Source organism: Arthrobacter sp. zg-Y1110 (assembly GCF_025244865.1).
Lineage (GTDB): Bacteria > Actinomycetota > Actinomycetes > Actinomycetales > Micrococcaceae > Arthrobacter_B.
On record NZ_CP104272.1, the window covers coordinates 356,101 to 378,325 of the forward strand.

At 67.1% G+C, this 22,225-nt stretch carries 22 protein-coding genes and 1 tRNA gene; 9 read left to right on the forward strand and 14 right to left on the reverse strand.

The window, feature by feature from the left end; genetic code table 11:
• Positions 1-146: 146 nt before the first annotated feature.
• Genes N2K99_RS01755 through N2K99_RS01770 form a run of 4 tightly spaced genes read left to right on the forward strand, consistent with a single transcriptional unit; the run spans position 147 to position 4,687 of the window.
• Entirely contained in the window at positions 147-1,295 is a 1,149-nt protein-coding gene (locus tag N2K99_RS01755; RefSeq protein ID WP_227934166.1) for an ABC transporter substrate-binding protein, read from the forward strand.
• Positions 1,270-2,424 carry an iron ABC transporter permease gene (locus N2K99_RS01760; protein ID WP_227934167.1) on the forward strand — a complete coding sequence of 385 codons (1,155 nt, stop codon included), beginning with the start codon at positions 1,270-1,272 and terminating at the stop codon, positions 2,422-2,424. Before N2K99_RS01755 ends, N2K99_RS01760 begins: the two co-directional genes overlap by 26 nt.
• Positions 2,421-3,332 (forward strand): ABC transporter ATP-binding protein, encoded by a 912-nt coding sequence (locus N2K99_RS01765; protein WP_227934168.1) that lies wholly within the window; start codon positions 2,421-2,423, stop codon positions 3,330-3,332. The genes N2K99_RS01760 and N2K99_RS01765 overlap by 4 nt, the downstream gene beginning before the upstream one ends.
• The gene (locus N2K99_RS01770; protein ID WP_227934169.1) at positions 3,329-4,687 is read left to right on the forward strand and encodes a hypothetical protein; all 1,359 of its coding nucleotides are present in this window, start codon (positions 3,329-3,331) and stop codon (positions 4,685-4,687) included. The genes N2K99_RS01765 and N2K99_RS01770 overlap by 4 nt, the downstream gene beginning before the upstream one ends.
• Before the next feature lie 195 nt (positions 4,688-4,882).
• On the opposite strand, the gene N2K99_RS01775 is transcribed toward N2K99_RS01770, so the two are convergent.
• On the reverse strand, positions 4,883-5,308 hold the full coding sequence (locus N2K99_RS01775; RefSeq protein ID WP_227934170.1) for a GNAT family N-acetyltransferase: 426 nt from the start codon (positions 5,306-5,308) through the stop codon (positions 4,883-4,885).
• Positions 5,309-5,383: 75 nt separating this feature from the next.
• On the reverse strand, positions 5,384-5,956 hold the full coding sequence (locus N2K99_RS01780) for a LysE/ArgO family amino acid transporter (protein WP_374200072.1): 573 nt from the start codon (positions 5,954-5,956) through the stop codon (positions 5,384-5,386).
• 93 nt (positions 5,957-6,049) lie between these two features.
• Between N2K99_RS01780 and N2K99_RS01785 the strand changes: the two genes are divergently transcribed.
• Positions 6,050-6,916 (forward strand): LysR family transcriptional regulator ArgP, encoded by an 867-nt coding sequence (locus tag N2K99_RS01785; RefSeq protein ID WP_227934172.1) that lies wholly within the window; start codon positions 6,050-6,052, stop codon positions 6,914-6,916.
• A gap of 74 nt (positions 6,917-6,990) precedes the next feature.
• Here N2K99_RS01785 and N2K99_RS01790 read toward each other — a convergent pair whose 3' ends face one another.
• The 6 genes from N2K99_RS01790 to N2K99_RS01815 form a co-directional block, all read right to left on the reverse strand.
• Positions 6,991-7,785: an Fpg/Nei family DNA glycosylase gene (locus N2K99_RS01790; protein WP_227934173.1), complete on the reverse strand. Its 795-nt coding sequence runs from the start codon at positions 7,783-7,785 to the stop codon at positions 6,991-6,993.
• Between the two features lie 38 nt (positions 7,786-7,823).
• Positions 7,824-12,713, reverse strand: coding sequence for an ATP-dependent helicase (locus N2K99_RS01795; RefSeq protein ID WP_227934174.1), 4,890 nt, complete (start codon positions 12,711-12,713; stop codon positions 7,824-7,826).
• A 69-nt stretch (positions 12,714-12,782) separates the two neighbouring features.
• Positions 12,783-13,454, reverse strand: coding sequence for a DUF4232 domain-containing protein (locus N2K99_RS01800; protein WP_227934175.1), 672 nt, complete (start codon positions 13,452-13,454; stop codon positions 12,783-12,785).
• A gap of 120 nt (positions 13,455-13,574) precedes the next feature.
• The gene (locus tag N2K99_RS01805) at positions 13,575-14,297 is read right to left on the reverse strand and encodes a YcnI family protein (RefSeq protein ID WP_227934176.1); all 723 of its coding nucleotides are present in this window, start codon (positions 14,295-14,297) and stop codon (positions 13,575-13,577) included.
• Between the two features lie 68 nt (positions 14,298-14,365).
• The gene (locus tag N2K99_RS01810; protein WP_227934177.1) at positions 14,366-14,986 is read right to left on the reverse strand and encodes a hypothetical protein; all 621 of its coding nucleotides are present in this window, start codon (positions 14,984-14,986) and stop codon (positions 14,366-14,368) included.
• 129 nt (positions 14,987-15,115) lie between these two features.
• A complete protein-coding gene (locus N2K99_RS01815; RefSeq protein ID WP_227934178.1) occupies positions 15,116-15,571 on the reverse strand; it encodes a 23S rRNA (pseudouridine(1915)-N(3))-methyltransferase RlmH in 456 nt (151 codons plus the stop codon).
• 110 nt (positions 15,572-15,681) lie between these two features.
• Between N2K99_RS01815 and N2K99_RS01820 the strand changes: the two genes are divergently transcribed.
• Entirely contained in the window at positions 15,682-16,548 is an 867-nt protein-coding gene (locus N2K99_RS01820) for a patatin-like phospholipase family protein (RefSeq protein WP_227934179.1), read from the forward strand.
• Between the two features lie 18 nt (positions 16,549-16,566).
• Here N2K99_RS01820 and N2K99_RS01825 read toward each other — a convergent pair whose 3' ends face one another.
• The 3 genes from N2K99_RS01825 to N2K99_RS01835 all read right to left on the reverse strand — a co-directional run bounded on the left by N2K99_RS01825 (position 16,567) and on the right by N2K99_RS01835 (position 18,421).
• Positions 16,567-16,881: a hypothetical protein gene (locus N2K99_RS01825; protein ID WP_227934180.1), complete on the reverse strand. Its 315-nt coding sequence runs from the start codon at positions 16,879-16,881 to the stop codon at positions 16,567-16,569.
• 119 nt (positions 16,882-17,000) lie between these two features.
• Positions 17,001-17,276 (reverse strand): hypothetical protein, encoded by a 276-nt coding sequence (locus N2K99_RS01830; protein ID WP_227934181.1) that lies wholly within the window; start codon positions 17,274-17,276, stop codon positions 17,001-17,003.
• Positions 17,277-17,803: 527 nt separating this feature from the next.
• Entirely contained in the window at positions 17,804-18,421 is a 618-nt protein-coding gene (locus tag N2K99_RS01835; protein WP_227934182.1) for a hypothetical protein, read from the reverse strand.
• Between the two features lie 124 nt (positions 18,422-18,545).
• Here N2K99_RS01835 and N2K99_RS01840 point away from each other — a divergent pair, with 124 nt between their 5' ends.
• Genes N2K99_RS01840 through N2K99_RS01850 form a run of 3 tightly spaced genes read left to right on the forward strand, consistent with a single transcriptional unit; the run spans position 18,546 to position 20,961 of the window.
• On the forward strand, positions 18,546-19,241 hold the full coding sequence (locus N2K99_RS01840; RefSeq protein ID WP_227924002.1) for a CDP-alcohol phosphatidyltransferase family protein: 696 nt from the start codon (positions 18,546-18,548) through the stop codon (positions 19,239-19,241).
• Positions 19,238-19,972 (forward strand): 1-acyl-sn-glycerol-3-phosphate acyltransferase, encoded by a 735-nt coding sequence (locus N2K99_RS01845; RefSeq protein ID WP_227934183.1) that lies wholly within the window; start codon positions 19,238-19,240, stop codon positions 19,970-19,972. The genes N2K99_RS01840 and N2K99_RS01845 overlap by 4 nt, the downstream gene beginning before the upstream one ends.
• The gene (locus N2K99_RS01850) at positions 19,969-20,961 is read left to right on the forward strand and encodes a phosphatidate cytidylyltransferase (RefSeq protein WP_227923987.1); all 993 of its coding nucleotides are present in this window, start codon (positions 19,969-19,971) and stop codon (positions 20,959-20,961) included. The genes N2K99_RS01845 and N2K99_RS01850 overlap by 4 nt, the downstream gene beginning before the upstream one ends.
• Before the next feature lie 60 nt (positions 20,962-21,021).
• On the opposite strand, the gene N2K99_RS01855 is transcribed toward N2K99_RS01850, so the two are convergent.
• The 3 genes from N2K99_RS01855 to tadA form a co-directional block, all read right to left on the reverse strand.
• Positions 21,022-21,111: transfer RNA gene (locus N2K99_RS01855), tRNA-Ser, on the reverse strand.
• 75 nt (positions 21,112-21,186) lie between these two features.
• Complete coding sequence (locus N2K99_RS01860; protein ID WP_227923985.1) at positions 21,187-21,672, reverse strand: pyridoxamine 5'-phosphate oxidase family protein; 486 nt, start codon at positions 21,670-21,672, stop codon at positions 21,187-21,189.
• A gap of 70 nt (positions 21,673-21,742) precedes the next feature.
• Positions 21,743-22,213 carry a tRNA adenosine(34) deaminase TadA gene (gene tadA / locus N2K99_RS01865; RefSeq protein ID WP_227934184.1) on the reverse strand — a complete coding sequence of 157 codons (471 nt, stop codon included), beginning with the start codon at positions 22,211-22,213 and terminating at the stop codon, positions 21,743-21,745.
• Between the last annotated feature and the right edge of the window lie 12 nt (positions 22,214-22,225).

The following is a 22,225-nucleotide window of genomic DNA, read 5'->3' on the forward strand; positions in this document are numbered from 1 at the left end:
CTGGAAGGTAGGAAGCCTAGGAATTAATGCGATGCATTTCACACGTCAATTAGGGCATAAAAACGTGCTCTAATATCTTCGGTTGTGGTCAGATGTTAGGTGTCCGCTTAGGTAATCCTTACCTCTCGCCTGTGATAGGAACGTCCTTGACTGCACCCGAAATCTCCCCGTCCGGTCCCAAATCCGGACCCTCGCGCCGCAATATCCTGGGCGGAGCCGGGCTCGGCTTCCTGGCATTGGCGCTGGGGGCCTGCTCCAGTCGTGACACTGTGGCTGCGGCCGGGAATGCAGCAGGATCCGGCGGTTTCACCGTCACCGACATGCGCGGCGTCGAGGTTTCCTTCGATGCCCCGGTGCAGAAAATCGCCACCACCGTCATCCCCTCGCCATCCATGCTGGCTGCCGTGGACGGCGGGTACGGCAAGATCGTGGGCATCAATGAATCCACCCTGCAGGCCAACCGGCAGGGCCTCTTCGGGGAGATGTTCCCGGAATCGAAAACCACCACCACCATCGCGCCGTCGAGCTTCACCCCCAACATCGAGACCATCACCAAACTGGAGCCCGACGTTGTGTTCCAGTGGGCGGACCAGGGCGACGGACTTGTGGAGCCGCTGGAAAACGCCGGCTTCAAAACGGTCTGCCTGCTCTACGGAACGCAGGAATACCTGGAAACCTGGGTGTCCCTGTTCTCCACCATCCTCGGCAAGCCCGAGCGCGGCACCGAAATCGTGGACTGGATGCATGCCGAAATCGCCCGGCTGGAAGATGAGCTCGCCGCAGTTTCCAAGCCCGTGCGGGTGGTCCACCTGGGCCAGTCCGGCGACGGCTATTCGGCCTCCAACAAGTCCTCCTACATGCACTACTGGATGGAGCTGGCCGGCGGGCAGAACATGGCGGCGGAGAACCTTTCCGCGGAGAACGTGGTCAGCGCCGAGCAGCTGATCGAGTGGGATCCCGAAGTCATCACGCTGGGTGGCTTCGATACCCGCACCCCGGCCGAGGTCTACGCGGACCCGTCCCTCGCCTCCGTGTCCGCCGTCAAAAACCGCCGGGTCTACAAGGCCCCGCTGGGCGGATACCGCTGGGAAGTTCCCTGCGCCGAATCCCCGCTGATGTGGCGGTGGGCGGCCGAGGTGTTCCATCCCGGCCGCACCAGCAACACCCTGCGCGCCGCCATGAAGGAAAAGATTGCGTACCTCTACGGGTACGAAGTGAGCGAAGCCCAAATTGATGCCGCCCTGCGGCTGGACCTGAACGGCGCCAGCGTTGGCTACGACGTCTTCCGCGGCTGAGGTGGCGGCTCCGCATAGCTCCGGCGCACCTGCACCTGCCCGCGCCGGCTCGACGTCGTCGGCGTCATCGTCGGCCGGTGCCCCGCCGTCGTCGGCCCGCCGCCGGCTGATCCTGCCGCTCTGTGTCCTGATCCTGTGCACGGTGGCCCTGGTTTCCATGGCCGCCGGCCGGTACTGGGTGCCGCCGAACGAAATCCTGCGCATCCTGTTCAACGAAGTCACCGCCCTCTTCGGCGGCGAAGGGATGCTCCGCCGGACCTGGACCGACCAGGAAGCCACCGTGGTCCTGGATGTCCGGCTGCCGCGCGTGCTGCTGGCCTTCCTGGTGGGCGGAGCGCTCTCGCTTGGCGGCGCCTGCCTGCAGGCGCTGTTCCGCAATCCGCTGGTCAGCCCGGACATCATCGGCGTCACCGCCGGGGCGTCCTTCGGCGGGGTACTGGTGCTGACCCTCGGCCTGTCCGGCGGCTGGATGGTCGGCGGTGCCTTCGGGTTCGGGCTGGCCGCACTCGCCGGCGTCCTGCTGCTGGGCCGGCTGGGCGGACGGGACAACGCCATGCTGATGATCGTCCTGGGCGGGATTGTGGTGGCGGCGTTCTTCAACGCGCTGGTCTCCTTCATGACCTACCTGGCCGACCCGTATTCCGAACTGCCCTCGATTGTGCACTGGCTGCTCGGTTCCATCGCCGCGGCCAGCTATGACAAGGTGCTCACCGCACTCGTCCCAGTGGCAATCGGCGCCGCGATAGTCCTGGCCCTGCGCTGGCGCCTGAATGTCCTGTCCCTGGGGGACGACGACGCCGCCGCGCTGGGCGTGAACCCGCAGCGCTCCCGGGTGGTGCTTTTGTGTGCCGTTGCCCTGATGACGGCCGGCACCGTCGCCGTGGCCGGGGCCGTCGGCTGGGTGGGCCTCGTGGTTCCGCACCTCGCCCGGCTCTGGGTGGGACCGGATCACCGGATCCTGCTGCCGGCGTCGTTGTTGCTGGGCGGTACCTACCTGATGCTCATCGACACCCTCAGCCGTTCCATCAGCAGCAGCGAACTTCCGCTCGGCATCCTCACCGCCATCATCGGCGCCCCGGTCTTCGTGGTGCTGCTGGCCCGTTCGCAGAAGAAAGCCGAGCTCTCATGACCGTCGTTTCCCTGCCCCGCCCGGTTCCCGGGGATCCGATGACGGGCAGCCGGGCGGCTGACTCCGCGCCGCTGCTGCAGGCTACCGACCTCGGTTTCCGTTATTCCCGGCTGCGCCCGTGGCTCTTCCGGAACCTGGAATTTTCCTTGGAGCGCGGGGAGGTCCTGTCCATCCTGGGGCCCAACGCCCGCGGCAAAACCACGCTGCTCAAGTGCCTCTCCGGGCTGCTTGCCCCGCGTGAGGGAACGGTTCACGGCGCGCCGGGCATCGGATACGTGCCCCAGGACCACGGTGCAGGTCCGTCCTTCACCGTCGCCGACATGGTGCTGATGGGCTGCACCCGGCACCTGCGTGCGTATCAGACGCCGCGCGCCGAGGACTACGCCGCCGCCGACGCAGCCATGGAACGGGTAGGCGTGGCCGCCTGGGCCGGACGCGACTATTCCACCCTCTCAGGCGGGCAGCGGCAGCTGGTGCTGATTGCCCGGGCCGTGGCCTCCGGCTGCGAACTGCTCGTCCTGGACGAACCGGCTTCTGCGCTGGACCTGAACAACCAGTCCCGCGTGCTGAGCGTGCTCACCGGGCTGGCTGCTGAGGGCATGGGAGTCATCATGACCACTCATCATCCTGACCACGCGCTCCACGTGTCCCGCAACGCGCTGCTGTTTGTCGGCAGCCATGACGTCCGCTGGGGTCCCACCGAAGAGCTGCTCACCGGTCCGGCCCTCTCCGAGGTCTACGGCCTGCCCATCTGCACCCCCACCGTGGGCACGGTATCCGGCGAACGCGTGATCGCCGTTCCGGATTTCGGCCCGTCATGCCGTGCCTGCCCGGTGCCCGGCGCCGTCGGGGCACCGGCACCGACTCCCGTGGAAATTCGAACCCCCCTTGTAAAGGAACATCCGTGATTATCCGTTTGATCGGCGGCAAGCCGATGCTTGGCCAGACCGACACCACCTGGCGCGGCGCCTTCGAGGATGTCGACGCCTACGACCTCGACGACGACGCCGCCCGCGCCCGGATCCTCTCGGCCGACGGGCTGGTGATCGGCGGCGGCGTGGACCATCTCCTGCTGGGCAAGCACCGCGAAGCACTCACCGGCTTCGTGCGCGCCGGCGGCCGGGTGCTGGTCAACGGCCAGGTGGTTAAGCCCTTCATCGACGGGCTGGCGGTCTGGCGCAAGCTGGAATTCCGCGGCGCGCAGGACGTCCGGCCGCATCCGGTCTCTCCGCACCCGGTCTGGGCAGGCATTGACTACCGGGACCTGCACTACCGCACGGGGGTGCCCGGAACCCACAGCTACGAGCGGTTGGAGGAGATCGGCGTCGCCGGTTTCTACGGCCGCGGCTATCACCTGGACCTGCCCGAGGGTGCGACCGTGGTGACCGGCATCGGCCAGTACCGGCTCCCGCTGGACTACAGCTACCGGATCGGCTCCGGCGAAGTGCTGGTGCACGGCGGCAATGACCTGGAGAGCTTCAGCGACGATCAGTATTCCACCCGCGTGCTGGGCCCGAACCTGGTGCAGTGGCTGGAAAACGGGGAACGCACAGCGGCGGAGCCGGCGTTCGCCCCCGCTCCTGCCGCCGTCGGACCCCGATCCTCCGCCGTTTCACGCAAGGAGGGATCGGCTGCCCCGCGGATCGGGCTGCTGCACTGCGGCACCTTCCAGCCCCTGCGTACCCTGGCCGACCCGGCCCTGGCACCGTACCGCCTGGAATCCGTGTATCTGCCGGACGCCGATCCGGCCGTGCTCGCGGACCTGGATGTGGTGATTGTGAGCGACCGGCTGCATCAGGGCCAGCTTGCGCGCTTTGTTCCGGCCATCCTTGAGGCCTTGTCCGACCCGGGAAAAACCGTGATCGTGCTTGGTGAGAACAAGGTTGAACAGTGGCTGCCCGGCGTCGGCTACAGCTTCCGCCCCACGGTGTTCTGGATGTGGCGCACCGGCGAGGACAACGGGACTCGGCTGCGGCTGCCCGAGGATCCGATGTGGGAACTCCTCACCCCCCGGTCCGTGTCCTGGCACCATCACGGTCTGCTGCATCCGCGCCCCGGTGCCCGCTCGCTGGTGGTGATGGAAGAGGACGGCGCCGAATCCGGCACGCTGCTGTACGTGGATGAGGTGAACCAGCCTGCCCGCCTGCTGGTGACCACCATGGACCCGGTCTATCACCACGGATCCGGCTTTATGCCCGGCGCATCCCAGCTGCTCTACTCGCTGCTGCGCTGGGTCACGGCCACGCACGCCCCGCGGGCCTAGCCGGGTCTGAGGGGAGCCGGCCGGGCGGACATAGGGGAGCGGGCGTACCGGTCCCGGCGCTGCGTTCCTCTCGCTTCCGTTTGCCCGCACGCCTTCCCAAACACTGTTACTGATGGTGCTGCTGTGACAACAGGAGGTAACAGCAGCACCATATGGTGGGATGCTGTGTCCGAACCTTCGCTGGGGCTGCGGGTTTTACAGCGTCAGGGCCATGCCAAGTGAATCCGGAGCCGTTTCCCGGAACCCATGCCGGTTATAGAGACGGCGGCCCGGCGGGTCAGCCATCAGGGTGACCCAGGCGCCTGCCGGAGCATGAGACCGGATGCTCTCCAGCAGGTCGGTAAGTATCCGGTCGCCCAGACCCTGCCGCTGATGGTCGGGCAGGACGGCCATGTCCGCGATGTGGAAATACCAGCCGCCGTCGCCGATCACCCGGCCCATCGCCACGGGACATCCGGTGGCCGTCTCCTGGATGTGGGCCGCCGCCCAGCTGCCGGTCAGGGCCGCTTGTGCCTGGTCTGCCCGTTTGCGCGTCAGCCCGGACTCGGCGCGCAGCCGCAGGTAAGCCTCCAAGGGAGGGGGAGTGCGAATCAGGAGGTAGCGTTCGTCCGGGGTAGTCACGGAACGAATGCTTTCACGCCGCAGACGGACTGCAGCTTTTATTACGGGCCGGCCGGTCGGAGTGCGTCGTCCGGATCAGCCCAAGACCAGCCGGACGGCGAGGACCAGCATCACGACGCCGATCAGCAGATCGACGATCTGCCAGGTACGCGGCCGGTTCAGCACCGTGGATAAGCTGCGGGCACCGTAGCCCAGCGCGGTGAACCAGATGAGGCTGCCCACCACGGCGCCGGCTGCGAAAATCCAGCGCGTGTCAGAACCGTACTGGTTCGCCAGGCTGCCCAGCAGCACCACGGTGTCCAGATACACGTGCGGGTTCAGGAAGGTCAGGGCAAGGGTCGTCAGGATGACGTTGCCCTTGGCCCTCGGTGCCTGTGCTTCCAGCACCGAGGGCCTGGCGGCGGAGATCAGCGAGCGGATACCCCACCAGGTGAGGTAGGCGGCGCCGGCCCAGCGCAGGATTTCCAGGACCGCCGGGAAGCGGGATACCAATGCGCCGATTCCGGCGGTGCCGCCGAAGATCAGCAGGGCATCGCTGATGATGCACAGGGCCACTACCGCGCCGATGTGTTCCCGCCGCAGCCCCTGCCGCAGGACGAAGGCATTCTGCGCTCCAATGGCCACAATCAGTCCGAGGCCGGTGACCATTCCAGTGGCCCAAATACTTAGCATTCCTCGACGGTAACCAGCGGCAGCGGTTCAGACAAACGAATGATTTGAAGGATGCATTAGGTTTGCTTCATGAACTTCGAGCATCTCCGCGCACTGTCCGCCGTCGTCGACGAGGGCACGTTCGAAGCGGCGGCGGATCGGTTGCACATCAGTCCGTCAGCGGTAAGCCAGCGCATCAAGGCACTGGAAAGCTCCGTGGGCCAGGTCGTTGTTCGCCGCGGGACACCCTGCACGCCGACGGACGCGGGCGTGGTTCTGCTGCGCATGGCACGGCAGGTGCAGCTGCTGGAGGGGGAAACCCGTTCCGCGCTCTCGGGTGGCACATCACCGCGGACGCCGACGCCGGTGGCCGTCAATGCGGACTCCCTCGCCACATGGTTCGTCCCCGTCCTCTCCGAAGCAGCCGAGTTGACGGACAGCACCCTGGACCTGCACGTCGAAGACCAGGACCACAGCGCGCAGCTGTTGCGCCAAGGGGACGTAATCGGCGCGGTCACCGCCGATCCGACACCGGTCAACGGCTGCAGGGTCGAGGCCTTGGGCGCCATGCGCTACCTCCCGGTGTCGACGCCGGACCTGCAGCAGCGCTTCACGCGTGAGGACGGTGTCGACTGGGCAGCCCTGCCGGTGGTTCAGTTCAATGCCAAGGACGATCTGCAGCGCCGGTTCCTGCAGGCCCGCGGCGTTGACGGACGACCGCCCCGGCACACTATCCCGTCCTCTGAGGCATTTGTGGCAGCGGTCCGTGCAGGACTCGGCTGGGGCATGCTGCCGGAACTGCAGTTGGGCAACGGACTCAAGGACGGGACGTTGGTGCTGCTAGATGAGCGTGCGCACCGGGACGTCCTGCTGTACTGGCAGGCCTGGAAGCTGGACTCGGAAAGGCTGCACCGCATCGGTGACTCAATCCGGCGGGCCGCCCGGCAGCTCAGGTAAGGAGCCCCCCCCGGAGTTGCCGGCCGGAGCTGCCCAGCATTCTGCCATCCGAGGGGCGGGGAGCGGGAAGGTGTTTAGGGAAACGGCTGGCAGTGCGGGCAGTAGTACAGGTCCCGCATTTCCAACTCGTTGTCGCCGAGCAGCTCATGCGCCACCTTGGTGCCGCAGCGCAGGCAGCCCCGCCGTTCCCGGCGATAGACCCAGAGCTGGTCCCGGCCCATGGCGCCGGTGGTGATCCGGCGGGAGCGGGCCTTGTTGACCTCCAGGAGCCGCTTGGACAGGTCCACCAGGCGGGGCAGATCGGGGACGTCGGAGACCGGGGTCAGCGGGTGGATGCCGGCCAGGAAGCACAGCTCGCACCGGTAGATGTTGCCGATCCCGGCGAGGTTCCGCTGGTCCAGCAGGGCCAGGCCGATGGGCCGGTCCGGCTGGGCGGAGAGGCGGCGCAGCGCTTCTTCGGCGTCCCAGTCGGGTCCCAGCAGGTCCGGGCCGAGGTAGCCGACGGCGTCGTCCTCGTCCGACCGGGGCAGGACCCGAAGGAACCCGAGGTCGAATCCGACCACCTGGTGGGTGTCCGTTTCGAGGATGCAGCGGGCCTTGAACGCGGGCCGGCGCCACTTCTCGCCGCGCGCGTAAACGTGCCAAAGCCCCTCCATTTTCAGGTGGGAGTGGAGGATCCAGCCGTCCACGGGATCGCCGCCGCGGATCAGCAGATGCTTGCCGCGGGACGCAACGTCCTGCACGGCGGAGCCGGTGAAATCGGTGGCGGCGAATTTCGGGACGCGGATATCGCACCGGGTGAGCTCTTTGCCGGCCAGGACGGCATTGAGGTCCCTCGCCGCCCGCCAGATGGTATCGCCCTCAGGCACGGTTCCTCCCCGGTTCGACTACGCACGGGGCCAACACATCAGACACGGTAGCGCAGCCCTTTCGGCGTGGTGTAGAAACCGGCAGCGGTCAGTGCCCGCGCAGCGTCCGTATCGAGGATATCCGTCCCGTTGACCTTCTCGATGGCCATTTTCTCCGCCGCGCCTCGTTGGATAATCCGCACCAGCGCGGCAGCGGAAAGCTCCAAGACAGCCGGCTCCTCGGTGAAGGTCAGGAGTGTCTTGCCGCCGCGTTCGGCGTATAACGCCAGCTCGCCGTCGACCAGGACCACCAGTGCACCGGCTTTGCGGCCGGGCCGGTGTCCACCCTCCAGGGTCGGCCAGGGCAGGGCGGCACCGTAGGGGTTCGCCGGATCGGTGGCGGCCAGTGCGACGGCGGACGGTTCGGGCTGCTTCAACTGCGCGTCTTCGGAGAAGGAACGCAGCCGGTCCACCGTGGCCGGCACCGCGAACTGGGCGGCGCCGAGCTGCTCAATAAAGTAACCGCGCCGGCACCTGCCCATCTCCTCCAGCCGGGCCAGCACCCGATAGAGCAGGGCGAAGCCGCCCGGGGTGCCTTCGCTGGCCACGGAACCGCGGGTGACCACGCCGTAGCGGTCCAGCATCAGCTCGGCCGTGGCGTGGGCATGCAGCGTGGTGTCGGTTTCCACCGCGGGGAGCATGCTCCACCGCCCGGCGACCAGCGGCGGAGCGTTGCGGAGCGCGGGCGCGGACGCGCCGCCGGCCGCCAGCCGCATGGAGCTGCCCGTCAGAGAGGCCCCGGGTGCCCGGCCCAGCCGTCCCATCCGGGCGGTGCGGGCACGCGGGGTGGCGGCCCGTTGCTTATGGGCGGTTTTCCCGCCGGAGAGCAGGGACCGCACCGGGGTGAAAGTGTCATTGCTGATCCGCCCGGCCCAGACGAGTTCCCAGAGGGCGGAGATGATGTTCGCATCCGTTTCAGCCATGCCGTCTGCCGCTAGACCGTCGCCGAGCTGGCGGAAGAAGTACGCGCCGCCGTTGCCCAGCAGTTCCAGCAGCCGCTGGTGCAGGCCGCCCGGCTCGAAATCAGGGGAGGGGTTGAGCGTCAGCGGCGCGTTTTCGGCCAGGTGCAGGGCTATCCAGCCGTCGTTGCCCGGCAGGGAGCCGCTGCCGGACCACACCACTTCGCCCGTGGCGGTCAGCTCGTCCAGCATGGCCGGGGCGTAGTCGCGCACCCGGGAGCCCAGGATCAGCGGTTCCCAGGCCGAAGCCGGAATCGGCACGCCGGAAAGCTGGTCGATCACGGTGGCCACGCCGTCGAGCCCGCGCAGTGACGAACCCACGTTCTGCCAGACCGGCAGGAACCGCCCGTAGGTGGCCGGGTCCACCGGCTCCACCTCGGAACGCAGGGCCGCCAGCGAACTGCGGCGCAGCCGCCGCAGCACCTCGACATCGCACCATTCGGTTCCGGCGGGAGAGCCGGGAACGGTGACGGTGGCCGGGGGAGTGGAGTCGACGCCGTCGGCCGCGTCCAGCAGCAGGGTTTCGGCGGGGCGGAATTCGCCCTCCGCGACGCGTCCCTCGCCGGCCAGGCGCTGCAGGGTGCCGGTGACGACGGCGACGCCGAGGCCCAGCCGGGCGGCGGCTTCGGCGGCGGTGAAGGGCCCGTGGGTCCGGGCATACCGGCCCACCAGGTCACCGAGCGGATCCGCAACGGGTTCGATAAACGCCAGCGGCACGCCCATCGGCAACGGAACACCGAGGGCGTCCCGCAGCCGGGCGGCGTCTTCGATGGCCGCATACCGGGTGCTGCCGGCCATGCCGATTTTCAGGGCCCGGTTGGCGCGGACCAGCTGCTCCAGCAGCTCTTCGGCATCCTCCGAGGTGGCGGTGGCCGGAGCCGGTTCCACCGCGGTCCCGGTCTCGTCAACGGCAAGCTCCACCGGCTGCAGGCGGGCGGCGACCTCCGGAACGGAGAGCGGACCGAGCAGCCGCAGCAGGTCCGCCACGCCTTCCAGTCCGCGGGCATGGCGGTCCGGAGCCAGGCGCTGGAGTTCGCTTTCGATCCGGGCGATGATCCGCGCATCCAGCAGTTCGCGCAGTTCGGCCCGGCCCAGCAGCTCATTGAGCAGCGTGGGATCCAGGGACAGGGCGGCGGCCTTGCGTTCGGCCAGCGGCGAATCGCCCTCGTACAGGAAAGCGCCCACGTAGCCGAAGAGCATGGAGCGGGCGAACGGCGACGGCGAGGGAGTGGTGGTTTCCACCAAGCGGATCTCGCGCCGCTCAATGCCGGAGGCAATGTCTTTCAGGGCCGGCAGGTCATAGACATCCTGCAGGCATTCGCGGACCGTTTCCAGCAGGATCGGGAAGGTCGGGTACTTCTTGGCGACATCCAGCAGCTGCGCCGACCGCTGCCGCTGCTGCCAGAGCGGGGTGCGTTTGGAGGGGTTCTGCCGCGGCAGCAGCAGCGCGCGTGCCGCGCACTCCCGGAACCGTGAGGCGAACAACGCGGAGCCGCCCACCTCGGCGGTGACAATGGAATCGAGTTCCTCGGGGTCGAACAGGAACAGCTCGGCGCCGGGCGGTTCGTCCTCCATCAGCGGCACGCGCAGCACAATGCCGTCGTCGGAGGCCATGGCCGATCCGTCCAGCCCGTACCGGGCGTGCAGCCGCGCCCCGACAGCGAGTGCCCAGGGCGCATGGACCGGCATACCGTACGGGCTGTGCAGGACTACCCGCCAGTCCCCGAGTTCGTCGTGGAAGCGTTCCACCACCAGCGACCGGTCGTTGGGCACCACATCGGTGGCCTGCTGCTGCTCGCGCAGGTAATTGATCAGGTTGCCGGCGGCCCAGTCATCCAGCCCGACGGCGGTCAGGCGTTCCCTGGCCGCTGTGTCATCCGCGGCGGCCATCTCGCGGACGAAGGCGCCCAGGGCACGGCCCAGTTCCACCGGCCGGCCGAGGGTGTCCCCGCGCCAGAACGGCAGTTTGCCGGGCTGGCCGAAGGCGGGGGAGACCAGCACCCGGTCATGGGTGATGTCTTCGATCCGCCAGCTCGTGGCACCCAGGGCGAAAATGTCCCCGACCCGGGATTCATAGACCATTTCCTCGTCAAGTTCACCGACCCGGCGGCTGTTCTTTCCTTCGGAATCGCCGACCAGATAGACGCCGAAGAGGCCGCGGTCCGGGATGGTGCCGCCCGAGGTGACGGCGAGGCGCTGCGCTCCGGGCCTGCCGGTAATGGTGCCTTCGGTGCGGTCCCAGACAATCCGCGGCCGCAGCTCGGCGAACTCGTCCGAAGGGTAGCGGCCGGAAAGCAGGTCCAGGGTGGCGTCGAACGCGGAGCGCGGCAGGCCGGCAAAGGGCGCGGACTGGCGGACGACGTCGAACCATTCCTCCACGTCGATGGATCCCAGTGCGGCGGCGGCCACGGTCTGCTGGGCGAGGATGTCCAGCGGGTTGGCCGGTATGGCCAGGGGCTCGATCTGCCCGGCGAGCATCCGTTCGGCGGTGACGGCCGAGTTCAGCAGGTCGCCGCGGTGCTTGGGGAACATCACGCCCTGGGAGATTTCGCCCACCTGGTGCCCGGCCCGGCCCACCCGCTGCAGGCCGCTGGCCACCGACGGCGGCGATTCGACCTGCACCACCAGATCCACGGCCCCCATGTCGATGCCGAGCTCCAGCGAGCTGGTGGCCACCACGCAGCGCAGCCGGCCGGATTTCAGGTCGTCTTCGATCAGGGCCCGCTGGTCCCGGGAGACCGAGCCGTGGTGTGCCCGCGCGAGCACGGGGGTGTCGTCTTCGACGGCGAGGTCCTCACGCCGCAGAACGGACACCCCGGCCTGCGCCATGATCTGGGCCGGTGGACGTGCAGGTGCTGCCGGGGCCGGGATCCCGTCCGTTCCGGTGGCCGCCTGTGCAGCCTCCAGCCGGAAGGCATGGATCTCGTTCAGGCGGGCCGTGATGCGCTCGGCCAGGCGCCGGGAGTTGGCGAACACGATGGTGGAGCGGTTGGCCTCGATAAGGTCGACAATCTTCTCCTCCACATGCGGCCAGATGCTCGCCTGCGGAGCGTAACCACCCTCCACGGTGTCCTCAGTGGTAGGCGCGTTGCCCAGATCCGTCATGTCCTCCACCGGAACGGTGACGGTGAGGTTCCAGTTCTTCCGGGACTGCGGCGCGACGATCCGCACCGGAGCGTTGCCGCCCAGGAAACGCGCCACGGTTTCGTGCGGCTCCACCGTGGCGGAGAGCCCGATCCGCTGCACGGGCTTTTCCAACATGGCGTCCAGCCGCGCCAGCGTCACGGCCAGGTGGGCGCCGCGTTTGGTGCCAGCCACGGCGTGCACCTCGTCCACGATCACGGTTTCCACTTCGGCCAGGGTCTCCCTGGCGGAGGATGTGAGCATCAGGAACAGGGATTCGGGCGTGGTGATGAGGATGTCCGGCGGCCGCGTGAGCAGGGCGCGCCGCTCATTCTGCGGGGTGTCCCCGGACCGGACGCCCACGGTGATGGACGGTGCCGGCAGGCCCAGCCGTTTGGCCGTCTGGGTAATGCCGATCAACGGCGAGCGGAGGTTACGTTCCACGTCGACGCCGAGGGCCTTCAACGGGGAGATGTACAGGACCTTGGTTTTACGTTTGGGTTCCCGGGTGCGCTTCCGCCCCGCCGGTTTGGGAGCGGATGCCGGCAGTTCCGGAAGCGGCAGTTCGGCGGGCGGCAGGCCTTCGGGGCCGGCAGCGGCGGCCCCGGCAATAAAGCTGTCCAGCGCCCAGAGGAACGCGGCCAGGGTTTTGCCTGACCCGGTGGGAGCGACCACCAGCGCATTGGCCCGCTCGGAGATCGCATCCCAAGCTCCTACCTGCGCCGGGGTGGGCGCAGTGAAGGCACCCTCGAACCATTCCCGGGTGGCGGGGGTGAACTTGGCTAGCACCGAAGATGCCGATGTCATGGCACTATTCTTCCCCACCCCGGTGACAGTTTGGCCGCTGCCACCGGGGGTTCGGCTGCAGGCCGAAAATCAGCGAGCCTGCAGGATACCCACTTGCATCAGCTCGATATCCGCGTTGGTGCAACCCGTGGACGGGTAGGGGACAGTCAGGGACGCGGTGTCCTCCGGCGGATAGACCAGCAGGGACGCAGTCTCCTGTACCTGGCAGTTTCCGTACTTCTGCGCCACGGTTTCCCGCAGCTCGGCGGCCGCAGCCTGGCCGGGTGCCAGCGTGACGGGGCCGGCGGCCGCGCCCTCGGTCCGGGCGGCCGGTGCGCCCACCTGCTGTCCGGCGGCGTCGAGGTAAGAGACACCCGGATAGCCGGCCACGGTGCAGGTACCGTCGGCGGAGACATTGGTCAGCACCAGGACGCGGGAGATACCGTCCGCTCCGGCGCCGCCGGGAACATTCTCCACGGCGCCGGCAAGCATGTCGGCGGTGCAGGGAACGGGGCCGGCAGCTGCCCCGCCTCCGGTTGCCGGAGAGGAAGCCGGAGCAGAAGCAGATTCGGTTGATGGGGACGGAGCTGGCGTGGTCTCACTGGCTGACGCCGAAGGGGACACCGACGCGTCGCCGTCGTCCCCTGAGCCGCCGCAGCCGGCCAGCGCGGAACCGGAGAGAGTCAGCAAAGCCACCAGGGCTAGTGCCTTGCGGGACGGGGAGGACTTTTTGACGGGGGAGGCAGGTGCCAAGGTGATCATGCTCTCACCTTTCCCGTCGGGCGGGGGTGCGTCAATCCGCCCCGCCCGGCGGGACGGAATGACGCAAAACCGTTACGGGCGCCGGAAGCAGGCTGCCCGGCGCCCGCTCAGGTCCGCGGGCTAGGCCCGGCTGCGGCCACGCGTGCGGATCAGGGCGGTGACACCTGCCGCAAGGCCCAGCAGCCCGGCACCCAGGCCAACGTAGCCGGCAACTTCGGCGGCCTCGACGTCGTCATCCCGGTCATCGGCGCTTTCCGGCGTGGCGCCGTGGGCGCTGCCGTGCTCGTCGCCGGCGTGATCATCGTCGTCGTCCGCTTCGGTGATGGTGACCGTAGGCGCCGGGGAGTCGAGGTCGTGGCCGGACTGGCCGTCGGCCGGAACCTGGGACCAATCCGTTTCCCCCTTTTCGCAGCTCTGCAGCACGGGGAAGGCCAGAGTGGTGCCTTCGGCGTCGGGCAGGTCGACGCCGAGGGTGATGGTGTCCCGGACGCCGTCGGCCAACGGTTCCTTGGCCGTGTAGATAATTTCGCTGGTGCGCGAGCTGACCTGTGAGCCGTTGGGCAGGGTCCGCGGCTCCGCGAGCTCCTCGGTGACCTTCTTGATGTCCCAGCCGGGGTGGGCCGTGGGGGTGGCCTCCGCCAGTTCGTCCGGCAAGGTGAAGGTCAGGGCCGTGGTCGGGGAGCCCTCGCAGCCGTGCGAGAGGTCGAAGGTCAGCAGGGCGGACTCGCCCGCGCCGGTGGTGTCGGGGGTGACATGTACGTGGGCGGCCGCGGGGGCCAGGCCGAGCGCCATCAGGGCGGCGGTGCCGCCGGCGGCAAGGAGGACAGAGGAGGAGGTACGCATGGGAAGAGCCTTTCGGTGGCGCATTGCCAAAAAAACCGCGCTGGAGGCGGGAAGTAAGAGAAAAGGAATTAGGCCAATGCGTACGACGGCGGCCCGCGCAACGGGCGCGCGGAGCAGTACCGGGTGCGCGGGGTTCCGGCGGCGGGACCGGAAATCGCCGGCGGCCGGACGGGCCGGAACGTCACCGGGGCCGGCGGCGTGAACAGCGGCCGCAGCCAGGCCGCCGTGGCGTGCAGGGCGCCCTCGCCCCGGGCGAGCACCAGCGCGGACAGCGCCACAGCGGCGAGGTGCGCGAGGAACAGCGCGGGGCCGGCGTCGTGCTGGAGCGCGTGGAGACCGGAGAGGGAGGCCTGGGTCCCGGGCAGCGGCGCCGCCTCCGGACAGACCACGGCAACGCCGTGGTGGGTGGAAGCACCGGGCAGGCATTGGACGCCGGAGGTCAGGAGGCCAAAGGCTTCATGGAGCCCGAGCTGCGCGGCGCCGAGGACCAGGAAGAGACTGCCGGGCCGGAACCGTCGCCCGGCGGTAATACTGACTCCGGCGAGGGTGAAGGCCGCCAGGGCAATGAGGAGGACCGGTTCGGGGAGCATCCCGCCGCCGGCCAGGTGCGCACCTGTGGCCAGCGCGAAAATGACCGCGGTGGCGACTCCGGCGCGGAGCAGCCGGAAGGGATCGGTGCGCTGGGGCATGCTTCCCTTCCGGTCCCGCCGGCCGGCTCGGAGCCTGCCGGACTGCTGAAAAACTGCTCCTACTTTACCGTGCAGCCGAAGAACCGGGCGCACGCGGAATTCCGGCGGCAGGCGCCGTCGTCCCCTGTCCTATTCGTGGTGGTAGGGGCGTCCGCCGGCAATCTCCTGGGCCCGGTACACCTGCTCCGCGAGGATCAGCCGGACCAGTTGGTGGGGGAAAACCAGGGGTGAGAGGGACCAGACAAAGTCGGCGCGGTCGTGGACGCTCTGGTCCACGCCGTAGGCCCCGCCGATGATCAGGGTGACGTTGCGCGAGGAATCCAGCGGCCTCTGCAACGTCTGGGCCAGCGCCGGCGAGGTGATGGCCTTGCCCCGCTCGTCCAGCAGGATCACGTAGTCGGATCCGACCTTCGCCAGCAGCCGCTCGGACTCTTCCTTCCGGGCGGCGTCGCCTTCGCGGGCCGAATGCGGAATGGGGACCCAGGTCAGGTCGAAGGGTTTCTTCAACCGCTTTTCGTACCGGCGGATCCCGTCAACCACCCAGTCCTCGTGCTTGCGGCCCACCATCAGAACTTTTAATGCCATGCAACCATTCAAGCCCGGAACCGCCGAGGTCCGGTAACCGGGCGGGCGCCGGGCTTACACTGCGGGGACATGGAAGGGCACTTCGACGGCGCAGGCCAGGAGGTTACAACGTGTTGGAATCGCGTGCGGTGGTGTTGGGCGGCGGCGGAGTTGCCGGGATCGCCTGGGAGATCGGGCTCTTGGCGGAACTGCTGGACCAGGGCATCGACCTGAATGAGGCGGACCTCGTTGTCGGTACATCGGCCGGATCCGTGGTGGGAACGGCGCTTCGCTTCGGGCAGGTGCCGGCCGCGGCGCTCGCCCAGGAGACGGCGGAGGAAGGTGCCAGTGCTCCGGATTACCAGGAGCCGGACGCATTCGACGGTGAGCGGTTCATGAACCTCATGAGCGCGGCCGGTTTCGGCGGCGGCGGGGAGAAGGCCGCCCGCGCACGGCTGGGCCAGCTGGCACTGAAAGCGGACACGCAGCTGACCGAGGAAGCGTGGGTGAACAGCATCCGTTCACTGGTTCCCTTCCCGGCCTGGCCGGAGAAGGCAATGGGCGTCACAGTGGTGGACGCTGAAGACGGCAGCTTCAAGGTGTTCGACGGCGATTCCGGCGTGGACCTTGGCCTGGCGGTTACCGCCAGCTGCACTGTCCCGACGGTGTGGCCGCCCGTGCACATCAACGGGCGGGTCTACATGGACGGGGGTATGCGTTCGGGTACCAATGCCGACGTCGCCGCCGGCTTTGGAAAGGTACTCGTGGTTTCCTGCGGCCTCGAGGCACCGCAGAGCCCCTTCGGGCCCGCCCTGCCGCAGGCACTGAAAACGATCCGGAAGGACGGAAAACCGCTGTTGATCGAAGCCGACGCGCAGGCTTTGCAGGCCTTCGGCACCAACATGCTGCTGGATTCCACCCGTCGCCCCTCCGTGGCGGCTGGCCGGCGGCAGGCCAAGGAGATCGCCGACGTCGTCCGGCGCTTCTGGGAGGACTGAGTCCGGATTGGTGCCGGCTTAGCGGTTGTCGCGGTCGACGTCGGCCTCCAGATCGGAGCCCGGCTCAATCACCACGCCGTCTTCACGCTGCTCGACGCCGTCGGCCCGGGGAGCGGGGTCTCCGGCGGGGGAGGGGGTAGTGCCAGAGGCGGGCGCGTCCGACGCGGCGGCCTCGGCTTCTTCGCGTTCCTTGATGTACTTCACGAGGAACTCCAGTTCATCGCTGTACTGCTGCAGGCGGTCGGAGCGGGACTCAGTCGCCAGGGCGAGCACGAGGTCGGTCTGCCGTGCACGCAGCTGGGCAATTGTGGGCTGGGATTCGTTGGTGTCCATGCTTCATCCTACAAAGGCTCTCCGGGACACAATTTGCCGGCCAAGTACCCCCGCCGAGGCGGTGCTGGTCCTCGCGACTTGTTCAGTGACGCTGCGCAGGGCACGCCCGGCAAGGGGCCTCACGGTTCACCGCGATCCCCCGTTCCGCCGTGGTGGGTCACAGCCTCCGGGCGGACGCCGGACCTCGTCCGCCTCGCCCATTCGCGGGCCAGCGCGCTGTACCACTCCAGCGCATAGGCGGAAGGATGCTCGGAATCGAGTTGCCGGTAGACCCGGTCTGTCAGGCCTTGCAAAGTCCCCTGGGGCAGAGCGGCCAGCGCCTGGGTATCCAAGGGATCTGCCGGCAGGTCCAACAGGGAGACGGCAGAAGCGTGCCGGGAGCGGAAGAGAGTCATGGCTTCGCCGCTCGGGCGGACGGGAGGCTGCCCGTTACTTCAAGGACAGCGGAGGAGGGGTCGGCATCGAGCCGAACGAGTAGGCGCAGTTTGTGGTCCACAGGATTCCAAAAAAATAGGAGTTCCGGGGCGCACTGCTGGGCCTCGGAATTTAGGGTAAACGGCGGATCCGGATGAAGGCAAGTCGGGCAGGCAGGGCTTCGTGGGGACGGGCTCGTGGGAACGGGGAAGTCTCCGGAGCTGCGACGGGGGCAGGTCTGGTTTCTTCCAAAAACTCCCTCTGGCTTCGCCTGCACATGACGTCTGAAGTCTTCTCTTTTGAAGAAATAGACTGAGGACAAAGAAATGAATCACCCGCCCGAGCAAACCGACGGTGGCCCTGCCGAAAGGGATGGACAATAACCGCAGAAAAAGCGGTGTTCCGCTCGGTTAATATATCCCCGCCATCCTGCTGTTGCTTTTGGCGATTATGGTAGTCCCGCGGATGGTGTCGCTACCGATGTGAAGCTCAAGGGATCCGCCCAATATCAAGTAACGGTAAATTGCTGGGCCGAGGTTCGCCCTCGATGGGATTTCAGCGGAATGAAGACCGCGTAGAACGCACTCCAACAGATCCAGAACACGGTCGAGATGCTCCGTTCAGAGAGTCCGGGGAACCTGCGGCGCCCCACAGCGGCAATCCCCGATACTGCCGATGTCACCACGATGAACCGGATCATGCGTCCGGGCACAGTCCAGGCAAGAAACCCCACGAGCGAGGTCCGCTGCAGCCCGGCTGCCCGCGCGTAGAGCTTGTACGGGACTCCGCGGGTGGGACCCCGCAGCAAAGAAGCGGCCCCGGACTCGGCGATCTCCTGCTCCACCTCGCTGATCATGGCATCCGTGACCGCCGGGATCTTCACCAACGCCTTACGCGACGTGTTTGCGGCTACCTTGCGGCCCCACCAGTAAGTCGCTGCCCCTCCGGCCATTGCGCCGCCGAGGGCTGAGACCGTCGTGCCGAGCGCGCGTTTCGGTCGGCGCAGCCCCACCCAGGATGTCCACACATCGGGGACCACAAAGAAGAACGTCGCTTCTGCGAAGCCCCAGACGCCGGCGATTCCGTGGTCCCGCAGGGCATTCCTGGAGGGTGATTTGCGCCTCATGCTTACACTCTAATGAATGGTGAAGTGGAACCACGGGATTGATCGCGGGTTGCTGCCATTTCCGCCGCTCGGCTCGCACTAGCGTATGAGCTAATACAAAGGGCCAAATGAACGGACACTCTAAATGAGCCACGGAACGGACAGACGGGAAATTCCGCAGCGCAGCAGCCGGTGGGCGGCTAAATCTGCAGATATTCTTGCGGCGGCGAAACTCACCCCCAATCAGATCTCGGTCGGTTCAGTGGTGTTCGCCGCAGTGGGCGCCGCTGTGCTGATCTGGTCGGCATATACCGACGACGCCATAATTCGTGCTGTCCTTCTGGCAGCGGCTGCTGCCTGTATACCGCTGCGTTTGTTGTTGAACATGCTCGACGGAATGCTGGCCGTGGAAAAGGGTATGAGCTCACCGGTGGGCGATATCTACAATGAACTGCCTGACCGAATCTCCGACGTGCTGTTTCTGGGGGCAGCAGGCATCGCCACCGCCGGGCTGGTGACCGCCGGCCGAGTCGATTTCGGGGTGACGCTGGGATTCCTTGCGGCGATACTCGCCGTACTCACCGCCTACATCCGCTGCCTCGGAGCATCCCTCGGCACGGGAAACTTCTTCGACGGGCCCTTGGCCAAACCGCACCGCATGTGGTTGCTGATGATCGGCGTCCTGGTGGGCATCGCCGAACCATGGCTTCCCTGGTCGGAAGGGTGGGTGCTGTTCGGCACGCTGGCGCTCATCGCGTTAGGCTCCCTGCTCACCTGTGCTCGCCGATTGCGCCGTGTCAGCGCTGCGCTGCGTGCCCGCAGCACGGACTTGCCATCATGAACGTCGGCAGGGCCTCCCGGCGCAGCCTCGCGAAACTTATCAGCGCCTTCGCCGGTGCGCGCGTAGTGGCTGCAGCCGGAGAACTGGATCTACCCGAGCAGGCCATCTATTACGCGAACCATTCCAGCCATCTGGACTTCCTCACCATTTGGGCCGCACTGCCGGCAGAGCTTCAGCAACGCGCCCGCCCGGTGGCCGCCAAGGACTACTGGGGCTCCGGGGTGCGTAAGGCTTTTGCCGAACAGATCTTCAACGCCTATTTGGTCGAACGCCACGGCGCCAGCAGCCGCCGGCAGCGCACATCGGACTCGGGGGTCAGCCCCAAGGGCCAGGTGGAGGGCATGGCTGAGGTGCTGGCCGCCGGTGATTCGCTGATTATCTTCCCTGAGGGCACCCGCGGCGACGGCGATACGATCGCCCAGTTCCACGGCGGACTGTACAAACTCGCTCGTCTCCACCCGGAGGTACCTGTGGTCCCCGTGACGCTCGCCAACCTCGGACGGATCCTCCCCAAAGGTGCGGTGATCCCGGTGCCTCACCTCTCGACTGTCATCTTCTGCGAGCCGCTGCAGCTAGATCCCGATGAGGACAGGCAGGCGTTCCTGGCTCGCGCCCGGCAGGTTCTCGTGGAAGGCCTGGCTAAGCACCAAGGCCCGCAATCCACAGATACCCCTGGACAGGACGACGACGTCTCGGACCCTCGTAGCCAGGCCCGGAAGGACAACCTGTGAGCGACTGGGAACTGGGTTTGCTGGACTCGACGTCGCTGAAACTCCTCGGCGGCGTCGTCCTTGTTCTGGTTTTAGCCACCGTGATCGCGTGGCTCCTGGGCCGCCGGTTGGGCATCACGAGCACCATCAGAAACCTGAAGCAGCGCATCAACGCCTGGTGGTTGATGGTCGCACTGATAGGCGCGGTCCTGGCAGCCGGCGAGACTGTGACGATTGTGCTGTTCCTGCTGCTGTCACTCCTGGCACTGCGCGAGTTCATCACCATCTCACCGACCGGCCGCGGAGATCACAAAGTGCTCGTGTGGCTGGTGTTCATCATCCCCGCGGCGCACTACTGGTTCCTTTGGGAGCACTGGTATGGCATGTTCAGCGTGTTCATCCCGGTGTACGCCTTCCTCTTCCTGCCGGCGCGCAATGCACTCGCCGGGCAGACCACCGGGTTCCTGCAGCGAACCGCGGCCATTCAGTGGGCGCTGATGGTCTGCGTCTACGCCATCAGTTACGCCCCGGCGCTCCTGCAGCTTCCGTTCGCCATGGAGGCAGGCCGAGATGCGGCCGAAGGCTCGGCGCCTGGGACTGGTGGGGCTACCGGCGCGCATCTGCTGCTGTTCCTGCTGATCGTGGTGCAGGGCTCCGATGTGCTGCAGTACGTGTGGGGCAAGACGCTCGGGAAGCACCCGATCGCGCCGAGCGTGAGTCCCAATAAGACCTGGGAAGGATTCATCGGGGGAGTGCTTTCGGCCACCGCCCTGGGGGCTGCCCTATGGTGGGTCACACCGTTCACCCCGTTGATGGCCGCGCTCCTGGCATTCATCTCCTGCGTGATGGGTTTCGCCGGCGGGCTGGTGATGTCCGCCATCAAGCGCGACCGCGGCATCAAGGACTTCGGCTCCACCATCCCCGGTCACGGCGGCATCATGGACCGCCTGGACTCGCTCTGCTTTGCGGCACCGGTCTTCTTTCACGCCGTGCGGTTCTTCTACACCTGATAGATGCACCACGAAGACCCCGAGAATGCAGAAAACCCCCGGTTTCCCGGGGGTTTTCATTGGCGGTGACGGTGGGATTTGAACCCACGTTGGCTTTTACACCAAACAACATTTCGAGTGTTGCACCTTCGGCCGCTCGGACACGTCACCAACGCGTCAACCTTACCGGGTTGAAGGCCCAACACCCAAAAGCAGTCCCGTCAGGGCCTGGGGGAGCAGTTGGGACTAGAGGTCGACGACGTCGTTCTTGCCGATATCGGGAGTGCCGCCGGTGGCCGCAGCCTTGCCGATCTTGAACAGGCTGGCGATCTTCGGCTCGTCTGATGCCCAGTATTCGGCGGTATGCGAGTCCACCTTGAGCAGCGCCACCGACGGGTCTTCACGGCCCTGCTCGAACCAGGCCTCCACCGAGGTCTTCCACAGGGAGGAAATCTTGCCCGGATCCTTTGTCAGCGTCGCAGTGCCGCTGATGGAGAGGAAGCCTTCGGAATCATTGATGGCCACGTTCACGTGCGGGTTCGCACGGACCTCGTCGGCCTTGGGGGAGGGGTCCGGAGTAAAGAACCACAGGTTGCCGTCTGAATCCGCCTCCTGCAGCTGCAGCGGCCGGCTGACCAGGTTTCCCTGCAGGTCCACCGTGGTCAGCGTGGCGATTCGGGCCTTTTCAAGAATCTTGACGACGGTGTCCCGTCCATCCTGCTCTGATCCCATAACGGAAACTCCTTTAGTTGTCGCGTTCCGGAATTAGTAAGCCTACGTAGAAACCGAAGCGGGCGGAACGCTAGGAGTTGCGCTTTGAGCCGAAGAAGTCCCTCAGCAGGCGCGCCGATTCCTCCTCGCGCACGCCGGGAAACACCTCGACCCAGTGATTCAGGCGACGCTCCCGCAGGATGTCGAACACAGAACCGGAGGCCCCGGCCTTCTCATCCCAGGCCCCGAACACCACCTTCGGCACCCGCGCCAGGACAATCGCCCCGGCACACATGGCGCACGGTTCGAGCGTCACCACCAAGGTGCAGCCTTCCAGCCGCCATTCCCCGACGACGGCAGCCGCCTTCCGGATGGCCAGCACCTCGGCGTGGCCGGTCGGGTCCCCGGTCGCCTCACGCTCGTTGCGCCCGGTACCCAGCACCTCGCCGTCGGGACCCAGTACGACGGCGCCGATCGGCACGTCGCCTGTCTCCAGCGCCTTGCGGGCTTCGACCAGGGCAAGGTCCATCCAGGTTTCGTGTGTTCGGGAAAGGGACTCCATGCCTGCCATCGT

Bases quoted from the DNA above. Each gene is read 5' to 3' on its own strand.
- N2K99_RS01765 (WP_227934168.1), top strand. From the start codon at position 2,421: ATGACCGTCGTTTCCCTGCCCCGCCCGGTTCCCGGGGATCCGATGACG.
- N2K99_RS01780 (WP_374200072.1), bottom strand. From the start codon at position 5,956: ATGGTCACCGGCCTCGGACTGATTGTGGCCATTGGAGCGCAGAATGCC.
- N2K99_RS01785 (WP_227934172.1), top strand. From the start codon at position 6,050: ATGAACTTCGAGCATCTCCGCGCACTGTCCGCCGTCGTCGACGAGGGC.
- N2K99_RS01795 (WP_227934174.1), bottom strand. From the start codon at position 12,713: ATGACATCGGCATCTTCGGTGCTAGCCAAGTTCACCCCCGCCACCCGG.
- N2K99_RS01800 (WP_227934175.1), bottom strand. From the start codon at position 13,454: ATGATCACCTTGGCACCTGCCTCCCCCGTCAAAAAGTCCTCCCCGTCC.
- N2K99_RS01805 (WP_227934176.1), bottom strand. From the start codon at position 14,297: ATGCGTACCTCCTCCTCTGTCCTCCTTGCCGCCGGCGGCACCGCCGCC.
- N2K99_RS01810 (WP_227934177.1), bottom strand. From the start codon at position 14,986: ATGCCCCAGCGCACCGATCCCTTCCGGCTGCTCCGCGCCGGAGTCGCC.
- N2K99_RS01815 (WP_227934178.1), bottom strand. From the start codon at position 15,571: ATGGCATTAAAAGTTCTGATGGTGGGCCGCAAGCACGAGGACTGGGTG.
- N2K99_RS01825 (WP_227934180.1), bottom strand. From the start codon at position 16,881: ATGGACACCAACGAATCCCAGCCCACAATTGCCCAGCTGCGTGCACGG.
- N2K99_RS01830 (WP_227934181.1), bottom strand. From the start codon at position 17,276: ATGACTCTCTTCCGCTCCCGGCACGCTTCTGCCGTCTCCCTGTTGGAC.
- N2K99_RS01835 (WP_227934182.1), bottom strand. From the start codon at position 18,421: ATGAGGCGCAAATCACCCTCCAGGAATGCCCTGCGGGACCACGGAATC.
- N2K99_RS01840 (WP_227924002.1), top strand. From the start codon at position 18,546: ATGAGCCACGGAACGGACAGACGGGAAATTCCGCAGCGCAGCAGCCGG.
- N2K99_RS01845 (WP_227934183.1), top strand. From the start codon at position 19,238: ATGAACGTCGGCAGGGCCTCCCGGCGCAGCCTCGCGAAACTTATCAGC.
- N2K99_RS01860 (WP_227923985.1), bottom strand. From the start codon at position 21,672: ATGGGATCAGAGCAGGATGGACGGGACACCGTCGTCAAGATTCTTGAA.
- tadA (WP_227934184.1), bottom strand. From the start codon at position 22,213: ATGGAGTCCCTTTCCCGAACACACGAAACCTGGATGGACCTTGCCCTG.